The organism is Streptomyces halobius (assembly GCF_023277745.1).
Lineage (GTDB): Bacteria > Actinomycetota > Actinomycetes > Streptomycetales > Streptomycetaceae > Streptomyces > Streptomyces halobius.
Window position 1 is genome coordinate 248,878 of the sequence record NZ_CP086322.1, and the last position, 23,309, is coordinate 272,186.

Annotated in this window: 19 protein-coding genes and 3 pseudogenes; 9 read left to right on the forward strand and 13 right to left on the reverse strand. The window is 67.7% G+C overall.

Annotated elements, in window-relative coordinates:
• Positions 1–133: 133 nt before the first annotated feature.
• The 7 genes and pseudogenes from K9S39_RS01025 to K9S39_RS01055 all read right to left on the reverse strand — a co-directional run bounded on the left by K9S39_RS01025 (position 134) and on the right by K9S39_RS01055 (position 9,326).
• Complete coding sequence (locus tag K9S39_RS01025) at positions 134–283, reverse strand: hypothetical protein (RefSeq protein WP_248869217.1); 150 nt, start codon at positions 281–283, stop codon at positions 134–136.
• Positions 284–313: 30 nt separating this feature from the next.
• Positions 314–506, reverse strand: a pseudogene (locus K9S39_RS01030) (cation diffusion facilitator family transporter); the annotation flags it as partial.
• A gap of 36 nt (positions 507–542) precedes the next feature.
• Positions 543–2,324, reverse strand: coding sequence for a glycoside hydrolase family 15 protein (locus K9S39_RS01035; protein WP_248861409.1), 1,782 nt, complete (start codon positions 2,322–2,324; stop codon positions 543–545).
• Positions 2,325–2,336: 12 nt separating this feature from the next.
• Positions 2,337–3,464, reverse strand: a complete 1,128-nt coding sequence (locus K9S39_RS01040; protein WP_248861410.1) for an enolase C-terminal domain-like protein — start codon at positions 3,462–3,464, stop codon at positions 2,337–2,339.
• 4 nt (positions 3,465–3,468) lie between these two features.
• Positions 3,469–5,292, reverse strand: coding sequence for a thiamine pyrophosphate-requiring protein (locus K9S39_RS01045; RefSeq protein ID WP_248861412.1), 1,824 nt, complete (start codon positions 5,290–5,292; stop codon positions 3,469–3,471).
• Positions 5,293–5,338: 46 nt separating this feature from the next.
• Positions 5,339–8,440, reverse strand: a complete 3,102-nt coding sequence (locus K9S39_RS01050) for an FAD-binding and (Fe-S)-binding domain-containing protein (protein ID WP_248861414.1) — start codon at positions 8,438–8,440, stop codon at positions 5,339–5,341.
• Between the two features lie 328 nt (positions 8,441–8,768).
• Entirely contained in the window at positions 8,769–9,326 is a 558-nt protein-coding gene (locus K9S39_RS01055) for a hemerythrin domain-containing protein (protein ID WP_248861416.1), read from the reverse strand.
• Between the two features lie 277 nt (positions 9,327–9,603).
• Here K9S39_RS01055 and K9S39_RS41865 point away from each other — a divergent pair.
• Positions 9,604–9,957 (forward strand): annotated as a pseudogene (locus K9S39_RS41865) (NF041680 family putative transposase); the annotation flags it as partial.
• Between the two features lie 232 nt (positions 9,958–10,189).
• Positions 10,190–11,437, forward strand: a complete 1,248-nt coding sequence (locus K9S39_RS01060; RefSeq protein ID WP_248861417.1) for an SLC13 family permease — start codon at positions 10,190–10,192, stop codon at positions 11,435–11,437.
• Positions 11,438–11,580: 143 nt separating this feature from the next.
• Here K9S39_RS01060 and K9S39_RS41870 read toward each other — a convergent pair whose 3' ends face one another.
• Positions 11,581–12,015, reverse strand: coding sequence for a DUF6233 domain-containing protein (locus K9S39_RS41870; protein WP_319949521.1), 435 nt, complete (start codon positions 12,013–12,015; stop codon positions 11,581–11,583).
• A 79-nt stretch (positions 12,016–12,094) separates the two neighbouring features.
• Between K9S39_RS41870 and K9S39_RS01070 the strand changes: the two are divergent.
• A pseudogene (locus K9S39_RS01070) lies at positions 12,095–12,478 on the forward strand (RNA polymerase sigma factor); the annotation flags it as partial.
• A 263-nt stretch (positions 12,479–12,741) separates the two neighbouring features.
• Here the strand turns inward: K9S39_RS01070 and K9S39_RS01075 are convergent.
• From K9S39_RS01075 to K9S39_RS01090, 3 genes are all read right to left on the reverse strand, one after another.
• A complete protein-coding gene (locus K9S39_RS01075; protein WP_248861420.1) occupies positions 12,742–13,416 on the reverse strand; it encodes a helix-turn-helix domain-containing protein in 675 nt (224 codons plus the stop codon).
• A gap of 736 nt (positions 13,417–14,152) precedes the next feature.
• Complete coding sequence (locus tag K9S39_RS01085) at positions 14,153–14,956, reverse strand: DUF6461 domain-containing protein (RefSeq protein WP_248861422.1); 804 nt, start codon at positions 14,954–14,956, stop codon at positions 14,153–14,155.
• Positions 14,957–15,084: 128 nt separating this feature from the next.
• The gene (locus K9S39_RS01090) at positions 15,085–15,519 is read right to left on the reverse strand and encodes a CBS domain-containing protein (RefSeq protein WP_248861424.1); all 435 of its coding nucleotides are present in this window, start codon (positions 15,517–15,519) and stop codon (positions 15,085–15,087) included.
• A 1,249-nt stretch (positions 15,520–16,768) separates the two neighbouring features.
• Here K9S39_RS01090 and K9S39_RS01095 point away from each other — a divergent pair.
• Positions 16,769–17,371 (forward strand): hypothetical protein, encoded by a 603-nt coding sequence (locus K9S39_RS01095; protein WP_248861426.1) that lies wholly within the window; start codon positions 16,769–16,771, stop codon positions 17,369–17,371.
• A gap of 175 nt (positions 17,372–17,546) precedes the next feature.
• On the opposite strand, the gene K9S39_RS01100 is transcribed toward K9S39_RS01095, so the two are convergent.
• Positions 17,547–18,467, reverse strand: coding sequence for a LysR substrate-binding domain-containing protein (locus tag K9S39_RS01100; RefSeq protein WP_248861427.1), 921 nt, complete (start codon positions 18,465–18,467; stop codon positions 17,547–17,549).
• A 92-nt stretch (positions 18,468–18,559) separates the two neighbouring features.
• Here K9S39_RS01100 and K9S39_RS01105 point away from each other — a divergent pair, with 92 nt between their 5' ends.
• From K9S39_RS01105 to K9S39_RS01115, 4 genes are read left to right on the forward strand one after another with little or no spacing between them, the layout of a single operon-like run.
• Positions 18,560–19,633: a pyridoxal-phosphate dependent enzyme gene (locus tag K9S39_RS01105; protein ID WP_248861429.1), complete on the forward strand. Its 1,074-nt coding sequence runs from the start codon at positions 18,560–18,562 to the stop codon at positions 19,631–19,633.
• Between the two features lie 23 nt (positions 19,634–19,656).
• On the forward strand, positions 19,657–19,914 hold the full coding sequence (locus K9S39_RS41880; RefSeq protein WP_283112107.1) for an SDR family NAD(P)-dependent oxidoreductase: 258 nt from the start codon (positions 19,657–19,659) through the stop codon (positions 19,912–19,914).
• On the forward strand, positions 19,833–20,396 hold the full coding sequence (locus K9S39_RS01110) for an SDR family oxidoreductase (protein ID WP_283112108.1): 564 nt from the start codon (positions 19,833–19,835) through the stop codon (positions 20,394–20,396). Before K9S39_RS41880 ends, K9S39_RS01110 begins: the two co-directional genes overlap by 82 nt.
• Positions 20,397–20,422: 26 nt before the next feature.
• Complete coding sequence (locus K9S39_RS01115; protein WP_248861430.1) at positions 20,423–20,734, forward strand: hypothetical protein; 312 nt, start codon at positions 20,423–20,425, stop codon at positions 20,732–20,734.
• 346 nt (positions 20,735–21,080) lie between these two features.
• Here K9S39_RS01115 and K9S39_RS01120 read toward each other — a convergent pair whose 3' ends face one another.
• Positions 21,081–21,419, reverse strand: a complete 339-nt coding sequence (locus K9S39_RS01120) for a hypothetical protein (protein ID WP_248861432.1) — start codon at positions 21,417–21,419, stop codon at positions 21,081–21,083.
• A 445-nt stretch (positions 21,420–21,864) separates the two neighbouring features.
• On the opposite strand from K9S39_RS01120, the gene K9S39_RS01125 reads away from it, so the two are divergent.
• Entirely contained in the window at positions 21,865–22,206 is a 342-nt protein-coding gene (locus tag K9S39_RS01125; protein ID WP_248861434.1) for a hypothetical protein, read from the forward strand.
• The last annotated feature ends 1,103 nt before the right edge of the window (positions 22,207–23,309 follow it).

Below are 23,309 nucleotides of genomic sequence, written 5' to 3' on the forward strand. Positions count from 1 at the left end.
CGGCTCTTGCCCCCGGGTGCTGTTCACCGACGGGCAGCCTACGGCCCCGCCGCCGCTCTAAAGCGACGCCGGGGCCGTAGCGTCTTGCCGCAGGATGCGCCCCAGAGGATCAATCAGGCCGCATTACCGCAGGTCAGGGCTTCTTCTTATCCTCCTCGGCGTCGTGTGGCACCTTGTAGGCAATGCCGTCAGGCGTGTCGTCCAGCCTCCGCCGCTCCCTGCGCGCCCTCGCCCGGTCCTCAGCGGACGCATCCGTGATGTCCAGGTAGATCTGATCGGTCATCGGCAATGTCGTACGCAGCCCTTGGCGTACGCGACGTGCCTGTTTGCGGAACTGCAGCAGCGCCTTGACGAGTGACGCCCCCTCAGCGAGCAAGGCGACGCCGAGGACGGAGAACCCCTGCGAGGTAACCGGCACGTGATTCGGTGTGGTCGGCACGGTGGGCTTCGATGCCCTGGAAGAAGGAGAAGCAGCCGCCGATGACGAAGATGCCGACCGCGGCGACGGCGGTGGAGGCTCCGAGCGGCATGGAGCGAAGCCATCAGTGGGCACCGCGCTTCGCGAGCATGGCCGCGGCTTCGAGCATGAGGGCGTGTACGAATGCCTGGGGCATGTTGCCGCGTAGTCGGCGTTGGGCGATGTCGTACTCCTCTGAGTAGAGGCCGGCCGCTCCGCATGCGTCGCGGTTGCGTTCGAACCACCGGTACGCCTCCACCTCGTTTCCCTGTTGGTGTTCGGCCAATGCGGTCACGAAGCCGCAGAGCAGGAAGGCGCCCTCCGCTTCCGGCAGCGGTCGGTCGTTGTGCCGGAAGCGGTAGGCGTAGTGACTGCAGGCCAGTTCCTTCAGATAGGCGCGGAGTGTGTTCTGCGTCCGGGGATCGTCGGGCGGCAACATGCCGCGCAGTCCCGGCAGGAGCAGGGCTGCGTCCACTGCCGGATCGTCGGGCGAGCGTTGCCAGTGCCCTTCGGGGTGCAGGGCACTGGCTTCGGTGTCGGCGAGAATGGCGCCGGCGAGATCGGACCATTCCCGGGTCTTGGGCCCGGGCGCCGCGGCACCGGCCATCTTGCGCAGTCCCGCGACGCAGATCAGTCGGCTGTGTGTCCAGGTGCGGTTGTTCAGTTCCCAGATGCCCGCGTCCGGTTCATGCCATCGTCGTCGGATGGTGTCCGCGGCGATGTCGGCGGCCTGCCAGCCGTCCCTGTCCAGTTGGTCGAGGCGTGCCGCGGCGCTGAACAGCAGCAGGGCTTCGCCGAAGGCATCGAGTTGGAACTGGCGGTTGACGTGGTTGCCGATGCGGTCGTAGCCGCCGGGGTAGCCAGGCAAGTCGAGTTCCCGCTGGTCGGGGACAGCGCCGCCGGTCACCGTGTACGCGGGCATCATCTCGGGGCCGTCTGTGTGCAGTCGGGCTTCGACGAAGCGCACCGCATCGCCCAGCAACGGCTGGTTGCCTGTCGCGGCGACGGCCTGGCCTGCAAGGCACTGGTCACGGATCCAGACGTAGCGGTAGTCGTAGTTGCGTCCCTCCTCGGCGCGCTCGGGCAGGCTCGTGGTGGCGGCTGCGACCATGCCGCCGCTTGCGCTGGTCATCCCACGCAGTACGGCATAAGCCTGTCGCGCGTCACGGCCCGCGATCGTCTCCAGTACGGGCACGGCTGCCTGCCATGCTCGTTCCGTGTCTGCCCAGGCGGCCGAGGGGTCGACGGGCGGCATCGCCAGGGGGGATGTGCTCACTTCGAGTACCAGGTCGTGCCAGTCTCCGGCATCGAGCGTCAGGTCCATGGTGAGTTGACCGGCCCGGCTGCCCGTGTTCGTCAGGCGGGCCGTTCGGCCTCCGGTCCAGCGTAGGCAGAGCTCGCCGAGCCGTGCGGTCCACGCCCCTTCGTCGTCCTGTCTGATGTCCCGCAACGGTTCCCTGTCGTATGCGGCGAGCGGACGCATCACGACGTGGACGCGCGCCGGCCCTTCGCGGGCCAGCACGCGCCGCAGGAGTACGAGTCGGTCTGGTTCGCCGGGGAAGGCCAGGGCCTCGCGGCTCTCGACAATGCCGCTCTGCGTGACCCATCGACTTCGCCAGATCAGGGAACCATCGTCATAGGATCCACCGGGGACGAACGGCTCCTTCGGAGTCACCGCATAGATTCCCCGGCCTCCGATGAGGGTGGAGAAGACAGCCTCGTTGTGCCAGCGGGGGGCGCACAGCCAGCAGATCTCGCCGCGCGGCCCGAGCAGAGCGCCACGCTCGCCGTCGGCAAGGAAGGCGTAGTCATGCAGTGGCTGGGGCGGATAGGCGCTGTGTTCGGGCGTTGGCGCAAGGCTGCTCATGGTTCTCCGTGGTCAACCGGTGCGGTAGAGCTCGGCTGGGTCTGTGCGCAGCGTCAGGCCGTGTCCAGGTGCGCCGTCGGCGCCTGGGGTGAGGTGCCCGCCAGTGGGGTCAAGGACCCCGTCGAACAGCATGTCTTCGATGCGGGCGTGATCATGGAACCATTCGAGGTGCCGCAGGTTGGGGACGGCGGCTGCCGCGTGGGCCTGAACGTGCTGGGCGCAGTGGCCGGAGATCTGGACTCCGGCCGCCTCGGCCACCGCTGCGGCGCGTAGCCAGATGGTGATGCCGCCGCAGCGGGTGACGTCGGCCTGCAAGCAGTCCACGGCCCCGGCGGTGAGCATGTGCCCGAAGTACGGCAGGTTGTAGCCGTATTCGCCGGCGGTCACGTCCGGCGTGACCGCCGCCCGGATCTGTGCCAGGCCCGTCAGATCGTCGGAGGAGACGGGCTCCTCGAACCAGGTGACTCCCTGGCCCTCCAGGTAGGAGCTGAGCCGGATGGCCTGTTTTCGGGTGTAGGCCCCGTTGGCGTCTACATAGAGTTCTGCGGTCTCCCCGATGCTGCGGCGTGCCCGCGCGATACGTTCCCGGTCCCGCTGTTCGGATCTGCCCCAGGATTCGCCGATCTTGATTTTGACCCGTGGGATGCCTTGTTCCTCGACCCAGCGTCGCAGCTGCCGGTCCTGCTGACGGTCGTCGTAGGTGGTGAATCCACCGCTGCCGTATACGGGTACGTCGGGCTGGTTCGTCCCCAGCACGTGCACGAGCGGGCGGTCGAGCAGGCGTGCCTTCAGATCCCATAGCGCGATGTCGACGGCGGAAATCGCACCGGCGACCAGGCCCGGCCGGCCGGCGTTGCGCACCGACCGGCTCATCGCCTCATTGATGGCGGGGATGTCCCAGGCGCACCTGCCTACGACCACTTCGGCGAGCGCATCGGCGATGACCGGGGCGGTGGCCGGCGAGCCGTAGGTGTAGCCGAGGCCGGTCACGCTTCCGGAACGCACGTGGACGAGCACCATGGTGGTGGTGTCCCACGTCAGGGTGCCGTCGGCCTCCGGAGCGTCGGTGGGCACGGTGTAAACGGCGGCATCAACGCGGTCCACCAGGGGGCCGGGTCCGCCCGGAGGGACAGCAGCCATCGGCCTATCCGTTCTCCTCGGTACCTCGGCGGTCCTCCCGGTGCCGCGTCCCGGGAAGAATTTCCTGGACCTTCGCCTTGATCCCTTGCCGGATCATGCTGCCGCGGTCGGTGTCGCCCTTGACGATCGCGGCTGCCGCGGCCTCGATCTGGTCGAGGCTGGCGTGCGGAGGGATCGGTGGTACGGCGGGGTCGGTGCGGAAGTCGAGGACGTACGGCCGGTCGGCGTCGAGGGCCTTGCGCCATGCCGTCTCCACCTCACCGGGCTTCTCCACGCGTTCGCCGTCGAGTCCGATGGAGCGGGCGAAGTCGGCGTAGGGGACCTCCGGGATCGCCTGTGACGGCAGAAACTGCGGGACACCGGACATGGCGCGCAGTTCCCAGGTGACTTGGTTGAGGTCTTGATTGTTGAGGATGGCGACAATGAGTCGTGGGTCCTGCCATTCGGCCCAGTATTTGGCCACCGTGATGAGTTCGGCCATGCCGTTCATCTGCATCGCACCGTCGCCGACGATGGCCACCGCCGGGCGGTCGGGGTGGGCGAACTTGGCGCCGATGACGTAGGGCACCCCTGGTCCCATGGTGGCCAGCGTGCCGGACAGGGAGCCTCGCATGGAGCCGCGCATCCGCAGGTGGCGGGCGTACCAGTTGGCGGCCGAGCCGGAGTCGGAGGCCAGGATCACGTCGTCGGGGAGGAGCTCGTCGAGGGCATGCACGACGTACTCCGGGTTGATGGGGTCGGCGTCCACGGCTGCGCGCCGCTGCATGACCTCCCACCAGCGCGCGATGTCCTTCTCGATCTTCTTGCGCCAGGCTCTGTGCTTCTTCCGCTTCACCTGCGGCAGCAGTGCCTTGAGTGTCTCCTGCGCATCGCCTACCAGGTTGACCTCGAATGGGTAGCGGAGGCCGACCATGGAAGGATCGATGTCGATCTGTACGGCTCGGGCCTGGTCGAGCTCCGGCATGAACTGCGTGTAGGGGAAGCTGGATCCGATCACCAGCAGCGTGTCGCAGTCCCGCATCAGCTCATACGAGGGGCGGGTGCCGAGCAGCCCGATCGCGCCGGTCACGAACGGCAGGTCGTCGCGCAACACGTCTTTGCCCAAAAGCGCCTTCGCCACCCCGGCGCCGAGAAGGTCGGCGATTTCCTCGACTTCCTGGCGAGCGTGCCGCGCTCCCTGCCCGATCAGAATGGCGACCTTTTCGCCGGCGTTCAGTACCTCGGCGGCGCGCGCGATCTCGTTCTGAGCGGGCACCGAAGCGTACTCGGCGATCCCGAGACTGGACGGGACCATCTTGAACGCGTGGGTGGGAGGAGAGTAGTCGAGCTCTTGTACGTCGGCCGGGACGATGACGGCCGTGATGGTCCGTCGCGCGTACGCCGTGCGCATCGCCCGGTCGATGACGTTCGGAAGCTGTTCCGGAACCGTCACCATCTCGCAGAACTCCGAGGCGACGTCCTTGTACAGGCTCATCAGGTCGACCTCCTGCTGGTAGGAGCCGCCCATGGCGCTGCGGTCGGTCTGCCCGACGAGCGCTACGACTGGAACGTGGTCGAGTTTCGCGTCGTACAGACCATTGAGCAGATGGATCGCTCCGGGGCCTGATGTGGCTGCGCAGACGCCGACCTTGCCGGAGAACTTCGCGTATCCGACGGCTTGGAACGCGGACATCTCCTCGTGCCGTGCCTGAATGAACTTCGGTGTGTTCTCCGCGCGTTCCCAGGCCGCGAGAAGGCCGTTGATGCCGTCGCCGGGATAGGCGAAGACGTGGTCGACGTCCCATTCGCGCAGCCGTTGGAGGATGTAGTCAGATACCTTGATCGACATGGGAATTCCTTTCGTGTCGCCTTGAGGGAGCCGAAGTCGGTCGGGATCAGCTGGCACGACGCAGGGCCCATGCCCGGATGCCCGTGGCCGCCGCACCGAGGGCGGCAAGCGCCCCCGCTGTGACCAGGCGCGCGTCACGCGGGGAAGCCCCGGGCCGTGCGGTGAGCTTCTCCGGGTGATTGGCGGGCAGGTAGCCCTGCAGGCCGAGCGCCAGGGCTTCCGCCAGATGTATGGCTTGCCGACCGGTCGTCGCGTGTTCGATCTGTGTGCGGCAGCTGAAACCGTCGGCGATCACCAGCGCGCCGGGCGCGGTCGCCCGCACCGCCGGAAGAACCCCTTGCTCGGCGATGGCCATGGACAGCTCGTGATGGCCGTGTGCGAATCCGAAGTCGCCTGCGAGCCCACAGCACCCCGCATCCAGCACCTCCGCGTCGATCCCGGCACGACGCATCAGCTCACGGTCGGCGTCGTCTTTCATCACCGCATGCTGGTGGCAATGTGTCTGGACGGTGGCCTGTCGTCGCAGCATCGGCGGCCACCATCCGTCAGGAGCGTGGTTGAGAAGGTGTTCGGAGAAGGTGCGGAACTGCTGGGCCAGTCGCTTGACGTCCTCGTCATCGGGCAGCAGCTCGGGGGCGTCGGCACGGAACACGGCGATGCACGACGGTTCCAGGCCGACGAACGGTGTGCCGGCCTCGATCCACGGTTTGAGTACGTCAAGAGTACGACGCAGGACGTGCTTCGCGATGGCCAACTGCCCGGTGGAGATCCACGTCAACGCACAGCACACCGCCTGCGTCGGGACTGCTACCCGGAAACCGGCGTCCTCCAGCACGCGTACCGCAGACTTGGCGACATTCGGGTGGAAGTAGGTGCTGAACGTGTCGGGCCACAGAACGACCGCCCGAGGATCGGCAGGGCCCGGCTCGGGTGCTCCCCGGGCGGCCCACCACTGGACAAAGGATTCTTGCGCAAGGACCGGTGCCGGGCGCTCGGTGGCAACTCCGGCCAGCCTCTTGCCGACGCGGGCCAGACCCGGTGCGTTCAGCGTGGCGTTGGCCAGTCTCGGCGCGAGCCGGGACAACCGCGCCCACAACGGCAGCCAGCCCATCGAGTAGTGCGCCGCAGGCCGAAGCCGCCGCGCGTAGTGGTGGGCGAGGAATTCCGCCTTGTAGGTGGCCATATCGACCCCGACAGGACAGTCGGACTTGCAGCCCTTGCAGGCCAGACACAGGTCCAACGCGTCACGGACCTCGGTCGACCGCCAGCCGTCACTGACGGCTGAGTCAGCGTGCCCACCCAGCATTTCGAACAGAAGCCGCGCCCGCCCGCGGGTGGAGTGCTCCTCCTCACCAGTCGCCCGGTAGGACGGACACATGACTCCGCCGCGCTGCGCACGGCAGTTACCGACTCCGACACAGCGCATCACTGCTTTGGTGAAGGAACGTTCATCATCGGGATAGCCGAAATGTGTCGTACGGACTTCTGGCTTCCATGTCGCACCGAGCCGAAGGTTTTCGTCGAGGCGGTAAGGAGCGACAATCTTGCCGGGGTTCATCCGATTGCCCGGATCGAACAGCACCTTCATCTCACCGAACGCGGCGACCAGACGCTCGCCGAACATCTTCGACAGCAGTTCCCCGCGGGCCTGGCCATCCCCGTGTTCGCCGGACAACGACCCGCCATAGGAGCTGACCAGGTCGGCGGCCCGCGACACGAACTCCCGGAAGGCAGCGACGCCGTCCGCGGACTTGAGGTCGAAAGGAATGCGGGTATGCACACACCCCTGGCCGAAGTGCCCATAAAGAGAGGGCTCGTCGTAGTCGAACTCGGCGAACAACTCCTTGAGGTCCCGCACATAGCCACCGAGCAGTTCGGGCGGGACAGCGGAATCCTCCCAACCCTCCCACGTCTCCCGGTCATCAGGCAGACGCGCCGTTACCCCGAGGCCGGCCTCCCGGGCCTTCAGCAGCTTCTGCTCGCGGGCCGGGTCGTCCGAAAACACCACGGTCGCGTCATCTGCAGCGCGGCCGAGAGCCCGGAGCAGCTCACGTCCCTGCTCGTCGACATCCTCCTGACTCTCACCGCTGAACTGCACCAGCAACCAGCTCTCCCCTTCCGGGAAGACATCCAGTGAATCGAGAAACATGTGCTCTTCCCGCATCAACTGGGCCATTCTCCCGTCCAGGGCTTCCAGCTGTGTCGGATTGCTGTGCTCCAGCAACCGCGGGACATCATCGGCAGCGGAACAGATGTCGGGGTAGCCGAGCACCACGATGGCGTCCGAGGGTGGCACCGGTACAAGGGCCAGTTCGGCACGCAGGACGGTGACCAAGGTGCCCTCACTGCCGACCAGAGCACGGGCGAGATCGAAACCGTTCTCCGGCAACAACGCGTCGAGGTTGTATCCCGAGACCCGACGCGGGATGTGCGGGAACCCGCGTCTGATGTCTTCCCGGTAGCGGTCCGCGATGTCCCGCAGTCCCAGATACAGCTCCGCGGGACGTCCCCCGCCCGCCACGACCTCCTCGAAGTCCTCGTCCGAGGTCGGTCCAACCCACAGCCGGGTCCCGTCGTAGGTGAGGATCTCCAGCCGGCGCACGTTGTCGGCGGTCTTCCCGTATGCCTGAGCGGAGGCCCCGCACGAGTTGTTTCCGATCATGCCACCCAGTGAGCAGTGGCTGTGAGTGGCGGGCTGGGGGCCGAACTTGAGGAGATGGGGAGCCAGTTGATGATTGAGCTCATCCAGCACGATCCCCGGCTCGACCACACACGTCCGCTCATCGGCGTCGACCGACACGACCCCGTTGCAGTACTTCGTCCAGTCGATCACGACCGCTGTGTTCGTGCACTGTCCGCCCAGGCTCGTACCGCCACCACGCGACAGCACGGGCGCCCCGAACTGGGCGCACACCGCGACCGCTTCCGCTCCGGCCTCCACAGTGCGTGGCACGACGAGACCGATGGGAACCTGGCGGTAGTTCGACGCGTCCGTCGCGTACGCACCTCGGCTGCCCGCGTCGAAACGCACCTCGCTATCGACACGCTCACGCAGCACACCTACCAGAGCCTCGACATCCAGCCCCGCCGGCCCGTCCAGCCTCGTTCCCTGCCCGGATGTCGACCGGGTTGCCCTGTCAGCGCCCATGCCTGCTCCCCTCATCCGCCTTGACATCGTCTTCTTGGTGGCGCCCGCATGTCCGAGTACAGGATTCGGCGGATCACCTCCGCCTCGTGTGACTTTCAGAAGGATGTTCTCGTACACGCCTGGTGCTTCGGCCGGTCCCAGGTACTCGCGTGCCTAGCTGGCGCGGACGAACGCGGGTATACGGGGGCCGCTATGTGAGTCAACCCGTTGGCAGGGCTTCGACAAGTTCCCCGACCTGGGGTCGGGGAGAACGCGAGCGACATCGCCCGTGCGGTCGTGCCGATCAGCCAATGCCCGTCAATGAGAATGCCCTCTCCCCAGGAAGTCTCTATTTGCCCCTGCCGGTGACGAAGTCCCGGGCCCGGTCCACCAGCCCCGTCCCAGGCGCCAGAAGTCTGTTGACGGGCGGCGCAGTGGGCGCACTCGGGTGGGGACGTGTAGGCGCGACCTTCTTGACCGTACGCATCTTGTCCCCGAGTTCCGACAGGTCGTCCTGGGCGCAGGCAGCCCGTAGCTGCACGAAAAGGCGGCTCTCCTCGTCCTTGATGTGGGAGGTCACCTCGGTCCGGAGCTTGACGATCAGGTGGTTGAAGTCAGTGTCATCGACGTCGCGCCCCTCAAGGTCCTTGAGCAGCCTTTCCACCCGACCATGATCAGCGATCGCCTTGTCGGCGAGCGCGTCCCCGTCCGTCAAATGACGACGCACAGCGGGGTAGAGATACATCTCCTCAGCCACCGAGTGCCGCACGAGCTCGATCGTCAGCTGATCCACCAGCCGCTTACGCTCCTGGGCCTCGGGCGCTGCCTCTTCGATCTTTTCAAAAAGATCGTCCACTTCGCGATGGTCCCTGGTCAGTTCTGCGATGACATCTGCGCTGTGCCGCATGACTGATTGCATCTTCCTGGGTGGTGTGGCCGGACCTTCCGGACACCACGGAACCGGTTCCCGGTAGCCGCAACCCGTAACGCCCCATCTGGATGGATTACGTCAGATGCCGCGACCGGTCAGCTGAGCTGTACGCCTGCCACCCGAACAGGCCCTTCGGCCCTGGCGGCCATGAGCGACTCTGTCTGACACCTGTCCTAACCTCGGGCGATGCCACCATCAGCACGACGATGTCACTCTCGCGACTGTTGGAGCACAACGCCCACACCGACTGCCGACTCTGGGTTGGACCCGGCCCCGGCTTCGGGAGCCGGAAGCGGCCGACCGGTGGACCTGGCTGATCATCGCCGCATACACACAGCTCAGGCTCGCCCGCCCACTGGCCCGGGACCTGCGGCACCCGTGGGAGAAAGCGGCCGCACCCGGCCGGCTCACCCCGGCCCGAGTCCGCCGGACGTTTCGGAACCTCCGCCAGCACATGCCCTGTCCCACCAGAGCACCGAAACCCCACCGGGCAGGCCCCCGACGGCCACCCGGCACGAGGAACAGGCGCCGGGCACCCCGCTGCGACGTAGGCAAAACCGTCCGACGCGGGAAGACGCTTATCGCCCTGCATCGGTTGAAAGATTAAAGAACAAGTTAAGGAAACAGCCGAGCGGACCGCCACCAGGCCGGCCTGCACGGCGGGTGACCAGGGCGGGGCCATGGCGCCAGTCGTACTGGTGAAGAAGCACAGGTCCCGTTATCCCGCCGCGTCCGGGCCGCTGGGCATCGAGCTGCTCCGCCCCAGCGGCTGAGCGGCCTTCCCGGGAGCTGGGGCCCCGGCGCTCAGGTGCTGGCACCTGGTGTGGATGATCGGGCGCATGCTGGTTGAGTCCGCGTCCGTCGCCGCGCTGACCGTGGTACTGGTGTGCGCCGTCATCCGCCCGTTCCGGTGGCCGGAGGCGGTCTTCGCGGTGCCCTGCGCGGTCCTCTTGGCTGTCTGCGGCGCCGTCCCGTTCGACCACGTACGGCAGGAGGCTGAGCGGCTCGGCCCCGTCATTGGTTTCCTCGCCGCTGTTCTGGTGCTGGCCACACTCTGCGACGACGAGGGACTCTTCCATGCCTGCGGGACCTGGATGGCCCGCTGGGCCCACCGCCGCCCAAGACGGCTGCTCGGGGCGGTGTTCGTCCTCGCGTCGGTGATCACGGCGGCGCTGAGTCTGGATGCCACCGTCGTCCTGCTGACCCCCGTCGTGTTCGCCACGGCCGCCCGCATGGGTGCCCGGCCCAAGCCCCACGTCCATGCCAGCGCGCACCTGTCGAACACGGCCTCCCTGCTGCTGCCGGTCTCCAACCTGACCAACATGCTGGCCTTTACCGCGTCCGGGCTGACGTTCACGCGCTTCGCGCTGCTCATGCTGCTGCCGTGGCTGGTGGCGATCGCCGTGGAATACGCCGCCTTCCGACGGTTCTTCGCCGCCGACCTCGATGCCCCCACCGGCCAGGCGGAGGCGGCCGAGCCGCCTCAGATACCGCTGTTCGCCCTCGTGACCGTGGCCGCCACCCTCGCCGGGTTCGCCGTCGCCTCCGCGACCGGGATCGACCCGGCCTGGGCCGCTGCCGCCGGCGCGACCGTGATGGCCGCACGGGCCCTGGTCCGCCGACACACCACCCCGGCCGCGATCATCCGCTCCGCCTCGCTGCCCTTCCTCGCCTTCGTCCTCGCCCTCGGGATCGTCGTGCGGGCGGTCGTCGACAACGGGCTCGGCACTGCCCTGGGCCGCGTACTGCCCGATGGCGCCGGCCTGCCCGCGCTCCTCGGCAGTGCCGCGCTGGCCGCTGTGCTGGCCAACCTGATCAACAACCTGCCCGCCGTCCTGGCCCTCGTCCCCCTGGCCGCCCCCTCCGGACCGGGCGCGGTCCTCGCAGTCCTGCTGGGTGTGAACATCGGCCCCAACCTCACCTATGCCGGTTCCCTGGCCACCTTGCTGTGGCGGCGCATCGCCCACCACCACGACCACGAGGTCGAACTCAAGGAGTTCACCCTCCTCGGCCTGCTCACCGTCCCCGCTGCACTCGCCCTGGCGACGCTCGCCCTGTGGGCCTCCCTCCAGCTCATCGGCACCTGAACCACGGGCGAACGCTCAGGCAGTCGTTCGTCTCGTGTTCCTGTCCCATGGGCCGGGCAAGGGCCGCCGTCAGCGAGAAAGGGACACCGGACATACGAGCCCACAAGTGGAGCCAGATCAACTTCCTACTCCATGGAGCCGCTTCAACTCCGTGCGCTGGAGCCCAAAGAAGTGCTTGGAGACAATGAGATCCCGAGCTCGGTGTCGGGGCGGCACAGGGCGCATGGATCGACGCCCTCGGTGAGGGCGCGCATGGCTTGGTCCCGGCTGACGGGGCGAGAGCGGCGGCCAGGTTGACGAGGTGGACCCGGTTGATGGTGATGTCCACCCGCGGGGGCCGCAGCGCGCGCAGTGCCCGGTTGAGCTTCCGGTCCGGGAAGTCCTGACGCGCGTACGCTAGCGACGAGTGGGGGCCAAAACTGCAGTTCACGGGGCCTCAGCGTAATGCCGGGGACCTTCTCCATCGCCGTGCGGACTCGGTCATTGAGCGCGGCCGTTCCGTCCTCCGGGTAGACCGCGACCGTCACAGCAGTGATGCCAGGCCACATCGGTCCGAGCTGAACCTGAAACGGCCGCATTCCGGCGAGCTCGTCGCGGCAGGGTGCCGCGGACCTGACTCAACTGTCGGCGTCGAGGGCTTGATGGATGCCCTGGACGGCCATCGCCGCCCTCCATGACGAGGCCGCCGACCTTGCGACCACCGACTGGCCACAGATCGCAGCGCTCTCCGACGTGCTGCTCCAGCTCACCCCGTCCCCCATCGTCGCATCGAACCGCGCAGTGGCGGTGGCGATGCGCGACGGCCCGCAGGCGGGCCTAGCGCTTCTCGACGAGCTGGCCGACGAGCCGCCACTGCGCCGCTACCACCCCTACCCGGCTGCCCGGGCAGACCTGCTGCACCAGCTCGGCCGGCTGCCCGAGGCCGCCACGGCATACCGGGAAGCGCTCGAGCTGGCCGGTACGGAACCCGAACGGGACCACCTCAGGCGCAGGCTGAACACGGTCCTGTCATCCGGACCGGACGACGGAGTGGGCACATGACGGCGGAACACCCCGGTCGTGAATACCACGTGCACCACCTATCTGCTACCTGAGGAAAGCAGGTCGTTCACCTCATCCTTGGTGAGGACGTTGTGCGTATCGTCCATGGACATCATGATGCCGACTCCGCCCGGGCCCGTTCAGGCGGCTTGTCCGAAGCCGGCCGCCGTCGGGTCCTGCTCGCGCAGCGGGGGGAAGTCGACGTCGCCAGTTCCCCCATGCCCGGTCAGCGTCGATGAACGCCGACCGGAACGTGTGGGTGTTCACCTCATGCCACCACGGGCACGGCCGCGCCGGCCCCAGCACACGCCCAGCACGCCTTCGGGCAGTCCCCCGGTCCGCGAATCACCCTTGATCCGGTTCAGATCCTTCTGGGTCGCCGGCTTCGTCAGCACCGGCACCCGCACCTTCTCCCGCGCCTCGGCCTCCGGCACACCCTGATCGATGAGCGACTCAACCTCGGCCCGCCACTGCTGATGCACCGCGACCTTCATCCCCAGCGCATCGTTGAACGCCCAGCGAGCTGCTCCGGCATGCCGGAGCAGTCCTTCCTCCTGGCCGGGGTGGGGTCCCGCGTGAACCGGAACACCCGAATAACCTCCCGCTGCACGCCCCCTACCCCCCTGCGGCCCGATCCTGACCAGCGTGACCGCATCAGAGAGATCCGCGACAACCTGCTCGACCGCATCGCCGAAGCCGAACGAGAGGAGTGGCTCGGCGAAGTCGAAGGGCTCAAGGTCAGCCTCGCCGGCGCCGTGCAGAAACTCGCCCAGCTCGACGAGCGGACTCGCCGGACCACCACCGTCAACCTCGGCATACCCGCCTTCCGCGATATCGCCAGCCGGACCGTCATCGCGACCAAGGACCCTCATGACACCCGCCGACTGAACAGCTGCACCGGCACCTGCGAGCCCACGCCCGCGGAGTGCACGGCTCAACCGCCGCCGTCGAGCTCGTCATCGCCCACCGGTTCTGGCTTCACCGTTCCGACTTCCGAGGCCGGTTCTGTTCGCCGGGACCGACTTCGACACCCGGGAGGTGACCACGGGCATCGACTGGCCCACCGCGGTGACGGGCCCCCGACCAGGGCCGACTTCCCTGCTCAGGCAGCGAGGCCGGATGCTGCGGATCGCTGCCACCATCGGCGAAGGCGTCCCCTGTCAATCTCCGCGAAGCCCTGACCGAACTCGACACCTTCAACACCGCCCTGTCGCACAGGCCATCACGCGCGCGGCCGGACATTGGTGCTGAACAACAGGACGGCCGCCCCGAAGCTCGACGAACCGAAGGTTCGGAGAACACGTCAACACGCTGCTGATGCAGCAGGTCCTCGCCGATCCGAAGTGGGCAGCCGAGCCCAATGCCGACCGGCGGGCGCTTTCCCCGCTGTTCTGGACTCACGTGAACCCCTACGGCCGGTTCGAGCTCGACATGAACAGGCGCCTCGACCTGGACCTGACCGCTCGGGTAGCTGCCGTGCCCGGCCCGCGCGCTCCCGAGGGGCACCGACCGCTGCCCTGCTGTGACGGGTGCGGCCTGGGGGTTCACCAGCGCCATGGAAGACGGTGCCGTTCCGCTCGATGGTCATCTCGTGCGGCCCGGCCTCCATCCAGAGCTCGAAGCAAGGTCATAGGGACGCGGTGGCACCCTGCCAGGACTTGGCCAGCGGGAGAGTCAGGGGGCGGGGGACGAGGGCCCGAGGATGACGACCGGCGCCTCGGCCTCGGCCCGGGCGCGTGCAGAAGCAGCCTCGGCCTCCTCACGGGTGACTTCCTTGTAGAACCGTTCCCCGTGCGCGTCGGTGATGTCGATGACGAACTTGGTCCACTCCTCGGCGGGTTCCTCCGGCACGTGCCCGAGGTGGTACTCGGCGTCCTTGAGCAGCTCCTCCGTGAGCCGTACGCCAGTCAGTCGCTCGGCGAGGGCGAGGACCGCCGCCTTGGTGTCGGTGCTCGGGCCGGTGCCGTCCTCGTCCTCGGTCAGGTCGAAGCCGATCTCACGCATCACGGGGACCAGGTCGTCCGGGGTGCTGCCGTACCTGTCGGTGGGCCATTCGAAGCTGGTCCGAAGCTCACCGGCCTCGTACCAGTGGAACAGGTCGATGGGAGCGCCTCCGTTGGTGGAATGCGCCACGGCCCGCCCGCCCGCCGACAGGGCCTCCAGGAAGCGCGGCCGCATCCCCACGCCCCCGTCGAACTGCAGGACGAGCGTCCAATCGCCGTCCGTGCCCGGCACGGTGAAAGCGCCCGCAATGAAGGAGTCGTCCCAGTAATCCGTCGCATCACGCTGGTCCAGATGCTGCTCGATCAGCGCGTCTACCCCCGTGCACGTGCCCTGCGGATCTGCCCTCATCACACGCAGTACGTCGCCGGGGGCGACGCCCCGTACGAGGATCAGGCCGTATCCGCCTTCTATCGCGTTGCGGAACACCGGGGAGGAACGTATCCAGGCGTAATCCTGTGCGGTCACCAAAGTCATGCACCACAGTCTGCCCCCCAACACTGACATCCTTCCTTCCCCGCACCGCTCCGCCTCCCGCTCACCTGCGTCGGCGTGCAGCCGGGTCGTAGCCCACGCGATGAGGAAGTACCTCGCCGTCCTCCGGTTCACCGGTGCGGCGTGAAGACCTTGCCGACGAACTCGGCGATCTGCTGGTCGGTGAGGTGCCGGGCGAGGTCGGATTCGCTGATGATGCCCACGAGCCGACCGTTATCGATGACCGGCAGCCGCTTGACCTGGTGCTGCTCCATCGAGTCAAGGACGTCACGCACGTCGGCGTCGGCGTCGATCCACCGTGGTGTCCCCTGGGCGAGGTCGGCGGCGCGGACCTTGCCCGGGTCATGGCCCTCAGCGACGCACCGGATGACGATGTCGCGGTCGGTGATGATGCCGGAGAGACGATCGTTGTCACAGATGGGCAGAGCGCCCACGTCGAGCTGGCGCATCACCTGCGCCGCGCGGTCCAGCGTCTCGTGTGCGGGGATGCACTGGGCGTCCCGGTGCATGATGTCGCGTGCCTTGAGATCCTGACGTGTTGTCATGACAGCTCCCTATCTGGGTTCGATACCGACGGCGGTCACCCACACCTTCGGTCGGGGACGATGATCATCGTCTCGCGGTCCCACCGCCCCGGCCATCACACAACCGGGTGACGGTCAGGCGGCTGGCCGAAGCCGGCCGCGACTAGGTCCTGCTCACGCAGCGGTGCGAAGTCGACGTCGCGGCGAGGCCGATTCAGAATCGGCCCCTCATGCTGAACGGATCCGCAAGGAATTCGCCTCACAAGAGGTAATAACGGGGAGTATGCGCCTCCGCTTGTTCCGGGTCCCTGACCAGCCGCTACGCGGACGCACACGACGACGAAGGCACGACGTCCAAGCGGACCCAGCAACGTCCGCTGCAAGGCGTACTGGGCGTCCGGGGGCCATCCAGCTACCCGCTCACCAGCACGGTTCTCCGCCCCTTTACGCTGCGGGCATGTTTAGGGGTTCTTCGACACACAACTCTACGGTTGGCTTTCTGACCTCTGGACTTGCACTCCTGGTACTGAGCTTTGCACTGCCTTCCGGGTTCGTGCAGGGCGTCGCCTGCGGCGCAGGCGTCGTGATGGCTCTGATCGCGGCAGTGTGCATGGGGCGCGGCACGGAGCGCGAACAGCAGTGACCAGCAAAGACCGAACCATGACGTCGTGCGCATATGAGCTTCGGCGTCACCAAGGCTCGATGGGGCCTCTCATCACGTGAGCTCAGCGGATGACACGAGCTCCGCTGCTGGTCTTTACTCCGGACGGCTTCGCGGCCAGCAGGCGCATCACGGGATCTGCAGGGGACTTCGCCGGATCCGCTTACGGGCTGCTCCGCGATTGATCGCGGAGTGGCCGTGACATGGCCAAGGCTGCGCGGGTTCTTGAGGTGTGAAGATCAAGCAGGCCCGCGCGACCATGTCGCATCCTGCCTTGTGCGGCGTCACGCGCCAACATCTCGGCGAGTTGACCGAAAAACTCGCGCCACGCCGGGAAGCGCGCTGCGAGTCCGCGCGCCACCAGCGGCGCCAGGGCGCTCGTCGGCGACGGGCCGGTGCCCGGCCGAAGTACGAACCGGCCTTCACCGACCGGCTGCCGGCCGCCCTAATCCATCTGCGGACCGGCCTCACCCACCAGGCCCTGGCCGTGATCTACAAGGTCGGCTCTTCCACCATCGGCCGCGCGATCAGCGGGATCCGCTATCGGCTTGCCGGCCGCGGATTCGCCGTCCCGACCGGCCCGGCATCCGACTGCGCACCCTGGAGGACGTGTCCGCCTACGCCGCAGCCGAGAACATCACGCTGCGCCTCGACGGCACCAAGACCCAGGTCCGCGCCCCAAGACGCACTCTCCCGGCAGGCTGGCCTTCGTCTCCGGCAAGCGCCGGCAGAAACACCATCGAGACCACCACGATCAGCGGCCACCAGGGCCGCACCCTGTGGTCCGTTGCGGTGCGTTCCGGCCGGATTCATGACCAGACCTGCGTGCGCACGAAGGCTCACCGAGCAGTTCCGCCGACATCCCACCGTGAAGGCCGGGGGCGACGAGGGCTACCGCGGCCTGGCCAACGTATTCCCCGGCCAGATCAGCGCCCGTCCAAGAAACCGAAGGACCTCGACAACGCACCGCTGACCGAGCGGTACGGCCGTCGCGGGATGCGGCGTCGACAGTCCTCCCGCCGGATCTGCGTCGAGCACGCCAACGCCGAACACCGCCAGTGGCGCCCGCTGCAGCGGTGCACCGGCCGTCGCGAGGACTACGGCACCACGTATCGCGCCATCGCCGGCCTGGCCTCCGACCAAGCCACCAAGCGAGCCACCCGGCACAAGCCGAGCACCGAACTCGTTCCCGTCCGCACGACGGCCTGCTGAATCACCCACCAGCCGAACCGTCATGCGAGCACGCCCCGTGATCAATCGCGGCGCAGCCCGTAAGCGCTGTCCGACGAATCAAGAGCGGAATGGTGCCGCAGTCGAACGAGCCTGCACAAGTGACGGCTGCTGCGGCCGGAACGGTACGCCGGAGGCGCGGGGAGACCGCCGGGGCTCAGGGCAGGCAGCGGGCGCATTCGGCGGCGTGTTGCAGTGCCGAGCGGCACGCCCGGACGGCCGGGTGGCCTCCACTGCCGGGCCGTACGGCCGTAAAGAGCTGTCGGCTGTGGCCGCCGTCCGGCAGCGGGAGCAGCGGAACGCTCAGCGCTCTCCCGCCCCACAACAAGCCGGGCAGAAGAGCCGCCGCGTGGCCCTCTTCCACCAGCCGCAGCTGCACCAGCAGATCGGGCGACTCGAACCGTACGTCGGGCTCGAATCCGGCCTGGCGGCACACGGTCGTCGCCCACCGCCGGGACGCCGTACCCGCCGGTTCCATGACCCACGGATGGCCGGACAGCGCACGGAGCGCGACCGACGGCTCGGATGCGCGTACGGCGCTGTCGGGCGGCAGGGCCAGCCGTACCTCGTCTCCGCACAGCTCGGCCGACTCGACCTCGGCGGCGGGGCGGGTACGCGCGTCGCCGGGGTACTCCTCGTCCACGACCAGGTCAACGTCCCGCGCGAGGAGCGCGGGCAGCGCGGTCTCCGGCTCCGTCTGCGTCACGTGAACGCGCAGGCCCGGGTGCTCCTCGCGCAGCAGGGTGAGCGCCGGCGGGATGAGCGCCAGCATCGCCGTTTGGAAGGCGGCGATCCGCAGGGTGCCGGTGACGGCGGTCAGCGAGGCGGCGATGTCGGCTTCGGCTCGCTCCAGTCGTTCCAGCACGACTTCCGTGTGCGCGACGAGGATCTCAGCCTGCTCGGTCAACCGCACGCGCCGCCCTACCGGTTCCAGCAGCGGTACGCCGACCTCCGTCTCCAGCACGGACAGTTGCTGTGAGACCGAGGACGGGCTGTACGAGAGGGCGGCCGCGACCGCGGCGAGGGTGCCGCGGTGTTTGAGTTCACGCAGCAGCCGCAGCCGGTGGAGATCGAGCATCCCAAACCCCTTAAATCATTTGGTTTCCCGATGATTATTGCTCGAAAAGATGCGCTGGACCGATGGGATGGCGATACGGGAGCGTGGTCGGCATGTCCACCGCTGATTGGTACACACATCCACCCGCTCGCTCCTGGACCTGCCCGCCCGCCCCGCGCGAAGCGGCCGCCTTCCACGCGACCCTGCCCGGCCACGCGCCGACCCCGCTGCGCGAAGTGCCCGCGCTCGCCGACGAACTGGGGGTACGCCGGGTGTTCGTCAAGGACGAGTCGTCTCGACTCGGCCTGCCCGCGTTCAAGATCCTGGGGGCGTCCTGGGCCATCCACCGAGCGCTGGCCGAGACGTCCGGCGACCGGCTCGTCACCGCCACCGACGGCAACCACGGTCGCGCCGTGGCCCGTATCGCCCGGCTCCTGGGACTGGCCGCCCATGTCCTCGTCCCGGGCGCGGTACACCCGGCGGCGGCCGCCGCCATCGAACGCGAGGGCGCACGGGTCACGCGAGTCGGCTGCTCGTACGACGACGCCGTACACCTAGCCGCCGAGACCGCCGCGCGCGAACCCGCCGCCGTCCTCGTCCAGGACACCTCCCGGCCCGGATACACCCAGATACCGGAGTGGATCACCGAGGGCTACACCACGCTGTTCCACGAGGCCGACGCACAACTGCGCGCGCTGGGTGCCGAACCCGCCGGGCTGGTGGCCATCCCCGTCGGCGTCGGCTCGCTGGCGCAAGCCGCCGTCACCCACTACCGCGCCCCGCGGAATGCCCCAGCGCCGTCGCTTTTGAGCGTCGAACCCGACAGCGCCGCCTGCGTCCTGGCCTCCCTCACCGCCAGCCGCCCGACCACCGTACCCACCGGCACCACCGTCATGACCGGACTCAACTGCGGCACCCCCTCCAGCGCTGCTTGGCCCCGGCTGCGCGACGGCCTCGACGGCGCCACCGCCGTCACCGACGCCGACAGCCTCCGCGCGGCCCGCGACCTGGCCGCGCTCGGCATCTCCTCCGGGCCCTGCGGCGCCGCCGCACTGGCCGGCGCCCGGGCCGCCCTGACCTCTAGCGCGGAACGCCGCGCGGCGCTGGCGGAGCACAGCACAGGCACCGTCGTCCTCCTCAACACCGAAGGTGCCGACGCCAACCCACACACCTCAACCCACCCGTAAAACCCCCAGAGCTGGAGAACACCATGGACTCTCCCGACAAGCCCCTGATCGTCGTCACCGGTGCCAGCTCCGGCATCGGCGCGGCCACCGCCCGGGCCTTCGCCGGCCTCGGTCACCCACTGCTGCTCCTCGCCCGCCGCGTCGACCGACTGGAGGCCCTCGGCCTGCCCTCGGCCTGCCCTCGGCCCTCACCCGCGCTGTGGACGTCACCGACGCGACAGCCGTCGCCGTCGCCATCGCAGAGGCGGAGTCCGTATACGGACCGGTCGACGCCATCGTGAACAACGCGGGCGTGATGCTGCTCGGCGAGGTGGCCCACCAGCCGACCGAAGAGTGGGACCGGATGCTCGACGTCAATGTGCGCGGCCTGCTCAACGGCGTAGGGACGGTGCTCCCCGGCATGATCAGGCGCCGCCGTGGCACCATCGTCAACGTCAGCTCCGTGGCCGGACGAAAGGGTTACCCGAACCACACCGTCTACGTCGGCACCAAGTTCGCCGTCCATGCCATGTCCGAGAACCTCCGTGCCGAGGTGGCCAGGCACGGCGTCCGCGTCACCACCATCGCCCCGGGCGTCGTAGAGACCGAACTGCTCTCCCACACCACCGATGAGGTGATCAAGTCCGATTACCAGGCATACAAGGAGTCCACCGACGCGCTGTCCGCCGAGGACGTGGCGGCCGCGATCCAGTACGCCTACGAGGCGCCGCAGCGGGTGTGCATCCGGGAGATCGTCCTCGCGGCGACGGCCCAGGACGCCTAATTAAAGCTGGCGACCTCGTCGGCCGGATGCGCGCCCCCAAAGACCCCCGGTTCGTCGCGATGGGCTGGCTGTGCCTGCACTACCTGTGCGAGCGGCGCGACCAGCCGCGGCGCCGCGATGTCCTGCTGCGGCTCTTTCCACAGCTGGAAGGCTTGCCCACAGGGGCTTGGTCCGCCGGCACGCGCCCCGTACGCCGGTCCCAGGACATGCCGATCGAGCAGCAGGCCACGGCGATGAACGACTACCGGAAATGGCTTGCCATTACTCGCGACCCGGTCAGAGACAGCGAGAACCAAGTGTGCCCGTGTCCGGCATGCCGACCACTCACAGGCCGCTGATTCCGCCGGGCATCCGACTCGCTCGCGCCTGAGAGAACCCATTTCTTTACGACGGAGGCTTCGTGGTCATCCATACTCTCGAAACTGACTTCCATCATGTAGGTTCCGCGTTCCGCTGTCACATGCCGACGCTGTGAGCTGGTCGTTCTGACGGTTCCGCGTTCCGTGTCACCTTGATCGTTCCGCGCTCGGTGTCAATTCCCGGACGGTGCGGGCTCCGGACGGCTCGCAACGTCCGGAGCAGAGGGCTTCGACCAGGGTGTCCTGTCAAAGTGCAGCTGGCAGACGGCAATCCGCTGACCTGCGGAGGTGCCGGGTGGTTTGAGAATCCTGATGGCCGGTGTTCTCAAACGATTTGGCTTTCGCGGATGTCTCGTGCGCGGTAGAGGCGGAAGCGTCGGTAGAGCGGGTCCTGGGTTCCAAGGGTGGTGTAGATCCGGGCGAATCGTCGGCTCAGTTCTGCTGTCGTGGCGAGGTAGAGGTCTTTGGGGTCGATCGTGTGGGTCGGAGGGTTGAGGATCAGGTTCGCCAGCACCACGATCTCGGGGAATGCCGCGAGGGGGTGACGGTCCTTGGCGGGGATCTTCTTGTTGGCGGGGTGCTTTTCGATGAGGTCGAGGCGGTGGGTCCATTCACTGCCGAGATCGATCGGCATGCCGGAGGAGGACCATTCCTCGACGATCATCCGTGCAATTGAGGGCCTGTCCGAGTTGCCGGTGGCGGCACGCGAGCTGGCGGAGTCGCCGCTGAGCTGGGATGGCTTCCGGCTCAACCAGATCCAGGTCCATCGCCACCCCCAGCACTCACGTACATCCCGAAAGCGACCGTGACAGGTGCAGTGAGAACGAGACCAGCGAAGTGAGATCAAACCCCTCGAACGAGGCAGACCCCGCCCCTCAGCACGCGACGCGATGAGAATCCGACAGCTTCAGTGCGATGGCCGAACCAGCCTTGGGCTGTGTCCCACGACGTCCCATGAGGTAGTCATGTCTCCGCAGTTCAGCAGGTGGGGCGTCCCACATGGCCGTCATTTGCACAAAGCGGCTGGCCGCGGGCCTCGCCTTCGGAGCAGCGTGGTCACGACGACACCACGTCGGCCTCGGCTGACTCAACGAGAGGATTCCGTCACCATGCTCACTCCTCGCCGTCTTGCCATCGGCACTGCCGGAGCCGCCCTCGCCGTCGGCACTGTCCTCGGGACCACGAGCGTCGCCCAAGCGACGCCCGCCGTGGACGCCGGCTCCCAGGCTGTGGCCAGCACCTTGGGCGGGACCGCACCCGCCTGCATCGAACGAGGCCGCAACATCCCCGGTGACCCGTGGGCCAGCGCCACGAACAAGTGCGGCAAAACGATGCGCATAAAGATCATCATCAAGTGGGGCGACGACAGCGGGTGCAAGGCCCTCGCCAATGGCGAGACCATGGTCCACTACTTCGTCACCGGCCACTATCAGAAGACCGTGACCTGCTAACGCCGCCATCCCGCTGAACAGCCAATTTCTCCACCGGCACCGGTGAGCGCACAACTCTGCGACGACTGATTCGGTGCCCATGCGATCCCGTCGTCTGCCGCAGTGCGTCCGGCAGGCGACGGTCCGCTGATGTCCGCCTCAATAGATCCCGCAGTGAAAAAGATGAGAACGAGGTGAGAATCCGACAGCTTCAATGCGACAGGAGTGCGCCACGAAGCATCACACGATCGAGTGGAGGTGAAAGACCTTCTCCACCGAGCCGTCGCAGCGGCCCGGTGAAGCTGGGGGCAGCCCGGCCCGGGGAACGCCGGGGAGGGTGGCAAGCGGCCCCGACAGCGGCGGGACGTGTCGATACTACCGGACGGCACGGGTCCGTCTAGCAAGGTCAGAAGGTGTAGCGAGAGCGAACCAGTGGTTGAAGCTCCGTAAGCATTGAGCCGGCTCAAACCTGGTGGATACGGGCCGGTATGCAGCGCGTGACGCGTCCGTCTTGGACGGGTGGGTCAACTCCGAAGCCGGGTTCCTGTTCCGGTGGGGAGGCCACGCTGAAAGCCTGCGGCGTAGGCGTGGCGATGCTGCCGGAGTAGAGCTGGGCATCTCCCTCACCGATCGATTGCGTGGTGAACGTGGGAACCACCCGCGGTCGCCCGACCCGCCGGGCAGCCAGCGCGGCGGTGGGCAGGTCCGTTGCCGACCGAGGGCCGCGGGTGGGGCGGAGGCCCCGTAGTAGTCGCGGGAGTAACGACCCGCCGTTGGAGACCGGGAAAGCCGGTCACAGGGCCAAGTTGCGCCGTCTAACTCGGCGTTGGATCACTCTCGCAGAGAGTAGAGGTTCGGAAGGAGAAGCCTCTGGACTACCCGCCTTACCTGGACGCGAAAGCGCGAGGGGACAACAGCATGGCGGGAAAGCGTGGAGCGTTGTGAAGGCGTTTATGGCGCTGCCGCGCAAAGTCCGTGTGATATGGCGAAGACCAAACTGTTTGAAGCCAAGTTCCCAGGGATGGAAATGTGCATCCTCCGACATACAACGCCCGGAGCGGAGTCATCAGCATCAGGCGAATCCCCTTTGCTTCGCCCCAACCCTTCCGGCTGGTGGACGGTGA

Bases quoted from the DNA above. Each gene is read 5' to 3' on its own strand.
- K9S39_RS01100 (WP_248861427.1), bottom strand. From the start codon at position 18,467: ATGCTCGATCTCCACCGGCTGCGGCTGCTGCGTGAACTCAAACACCGC.
- K9S39_RS01025 (WP_248869217.1), bottom strand. From the start codon at position 283: ATGACCGATCAGATCTACCTGGACATCACGGATGCGTCCGCTGAGGAC.
- K9S39_RS01105 (WP_248861429.1), top strand. From the start codon at position 18,560: ATGTCCACCGCTGATTGGTACACACATCCACCCGCTCGCTCCTGGACC.
- K9S39_RS01060 (WP_248861417.1), top strand. From the start codon at position 10,190: ATGCTGGTTGAGTCCGCGTCCGTCGCCGCGCTGACCGTGGTACTGGTG.
- K9S39_RS01035 (WP_248861409.1), bottom strand. From the start codon at position 2,324: ATGAGCAGCCTTGCGCCAACGCCCGAACACAGCGCCTATCCGCCCCAG.
- K9S39_RS01120 (WP_248861432.1), bottom strand. From the start codon at position 21,419: ATGATCGTCGAGGAATGGTCCTCCTCCGGCATGCCGATCGATCTCGGC.
- K9S39_RS01055 (WP_248861416.1), bottom strand. From the start codon at position 9,326: ATGCGGCACAGCGCAGATGTCATCGCAGAACTGACCAGGGACCATCGC.
- K9S39_RS01090 (WP_248861424.1), bottom strand. From the start codon at position 15,519: ATGACAACACGTCAGGATCTCAAGGCACGCGACATCATGCACCGGGAC.
- K9S39_RS41870 (WP_319949521.1), bottom strand. From the start codon at position 12,015: ATGCGGCCGTTTCAGGTTCAGCTCGGACCGATGTGGCCTGGCATCACT.
- K9S39_RS01045 (WP_248861412.1), bottom strand. From the start codon at position 5,292: ATGTCGATCAAGGTATCTGACTACATCCTCCAACGGCTGCGCGAATGG.
- K9S39_RS01040 (WP_248861410.1), bottom strand. From the start codon at position 3,464: ATGGCTGCTGTCCCTCCGGGCGGACCCGGCCCCCTGGTGGACCGCGTT.
- K9S39_RS01115 (WP_248861430.1), top strand. From the start codon at position 20,423: ATGCGCGCCCCCAAAGACCCCCGGTTCGTCGCGATGGGCTGGCTGTGC.
- K9S39_RS01050 (WP_248861414.1), bottom strand. From the start codon at position 8,440: ATGGGCGCTGACAGGGCAACCCGGTCGACATCCGGGCAGGGAACGAGG.
- K9S39_RS01125 (WP_248861434.1), top strand. From the start codon at position 21,865: ATGCTCACTCCTCGCCGTCTTGCCATCGGCACTGCCGGAGCCGCCCTC.
- K9S39_RS41880 (WP_283112107.1), top strand. From the start codon at position 19,657: ATGGACTCTCCCGACAAGCCCCTGATCGTCGTCACCGGTGCCAGCTCC.
- K9S39_RS01085 (WP_248861422.1), bottom strand. From the start codon at position 14,956: ATGACTTTGGTGACCGCACAGGATTACGCCTGGATACGTTCCTCCCCG.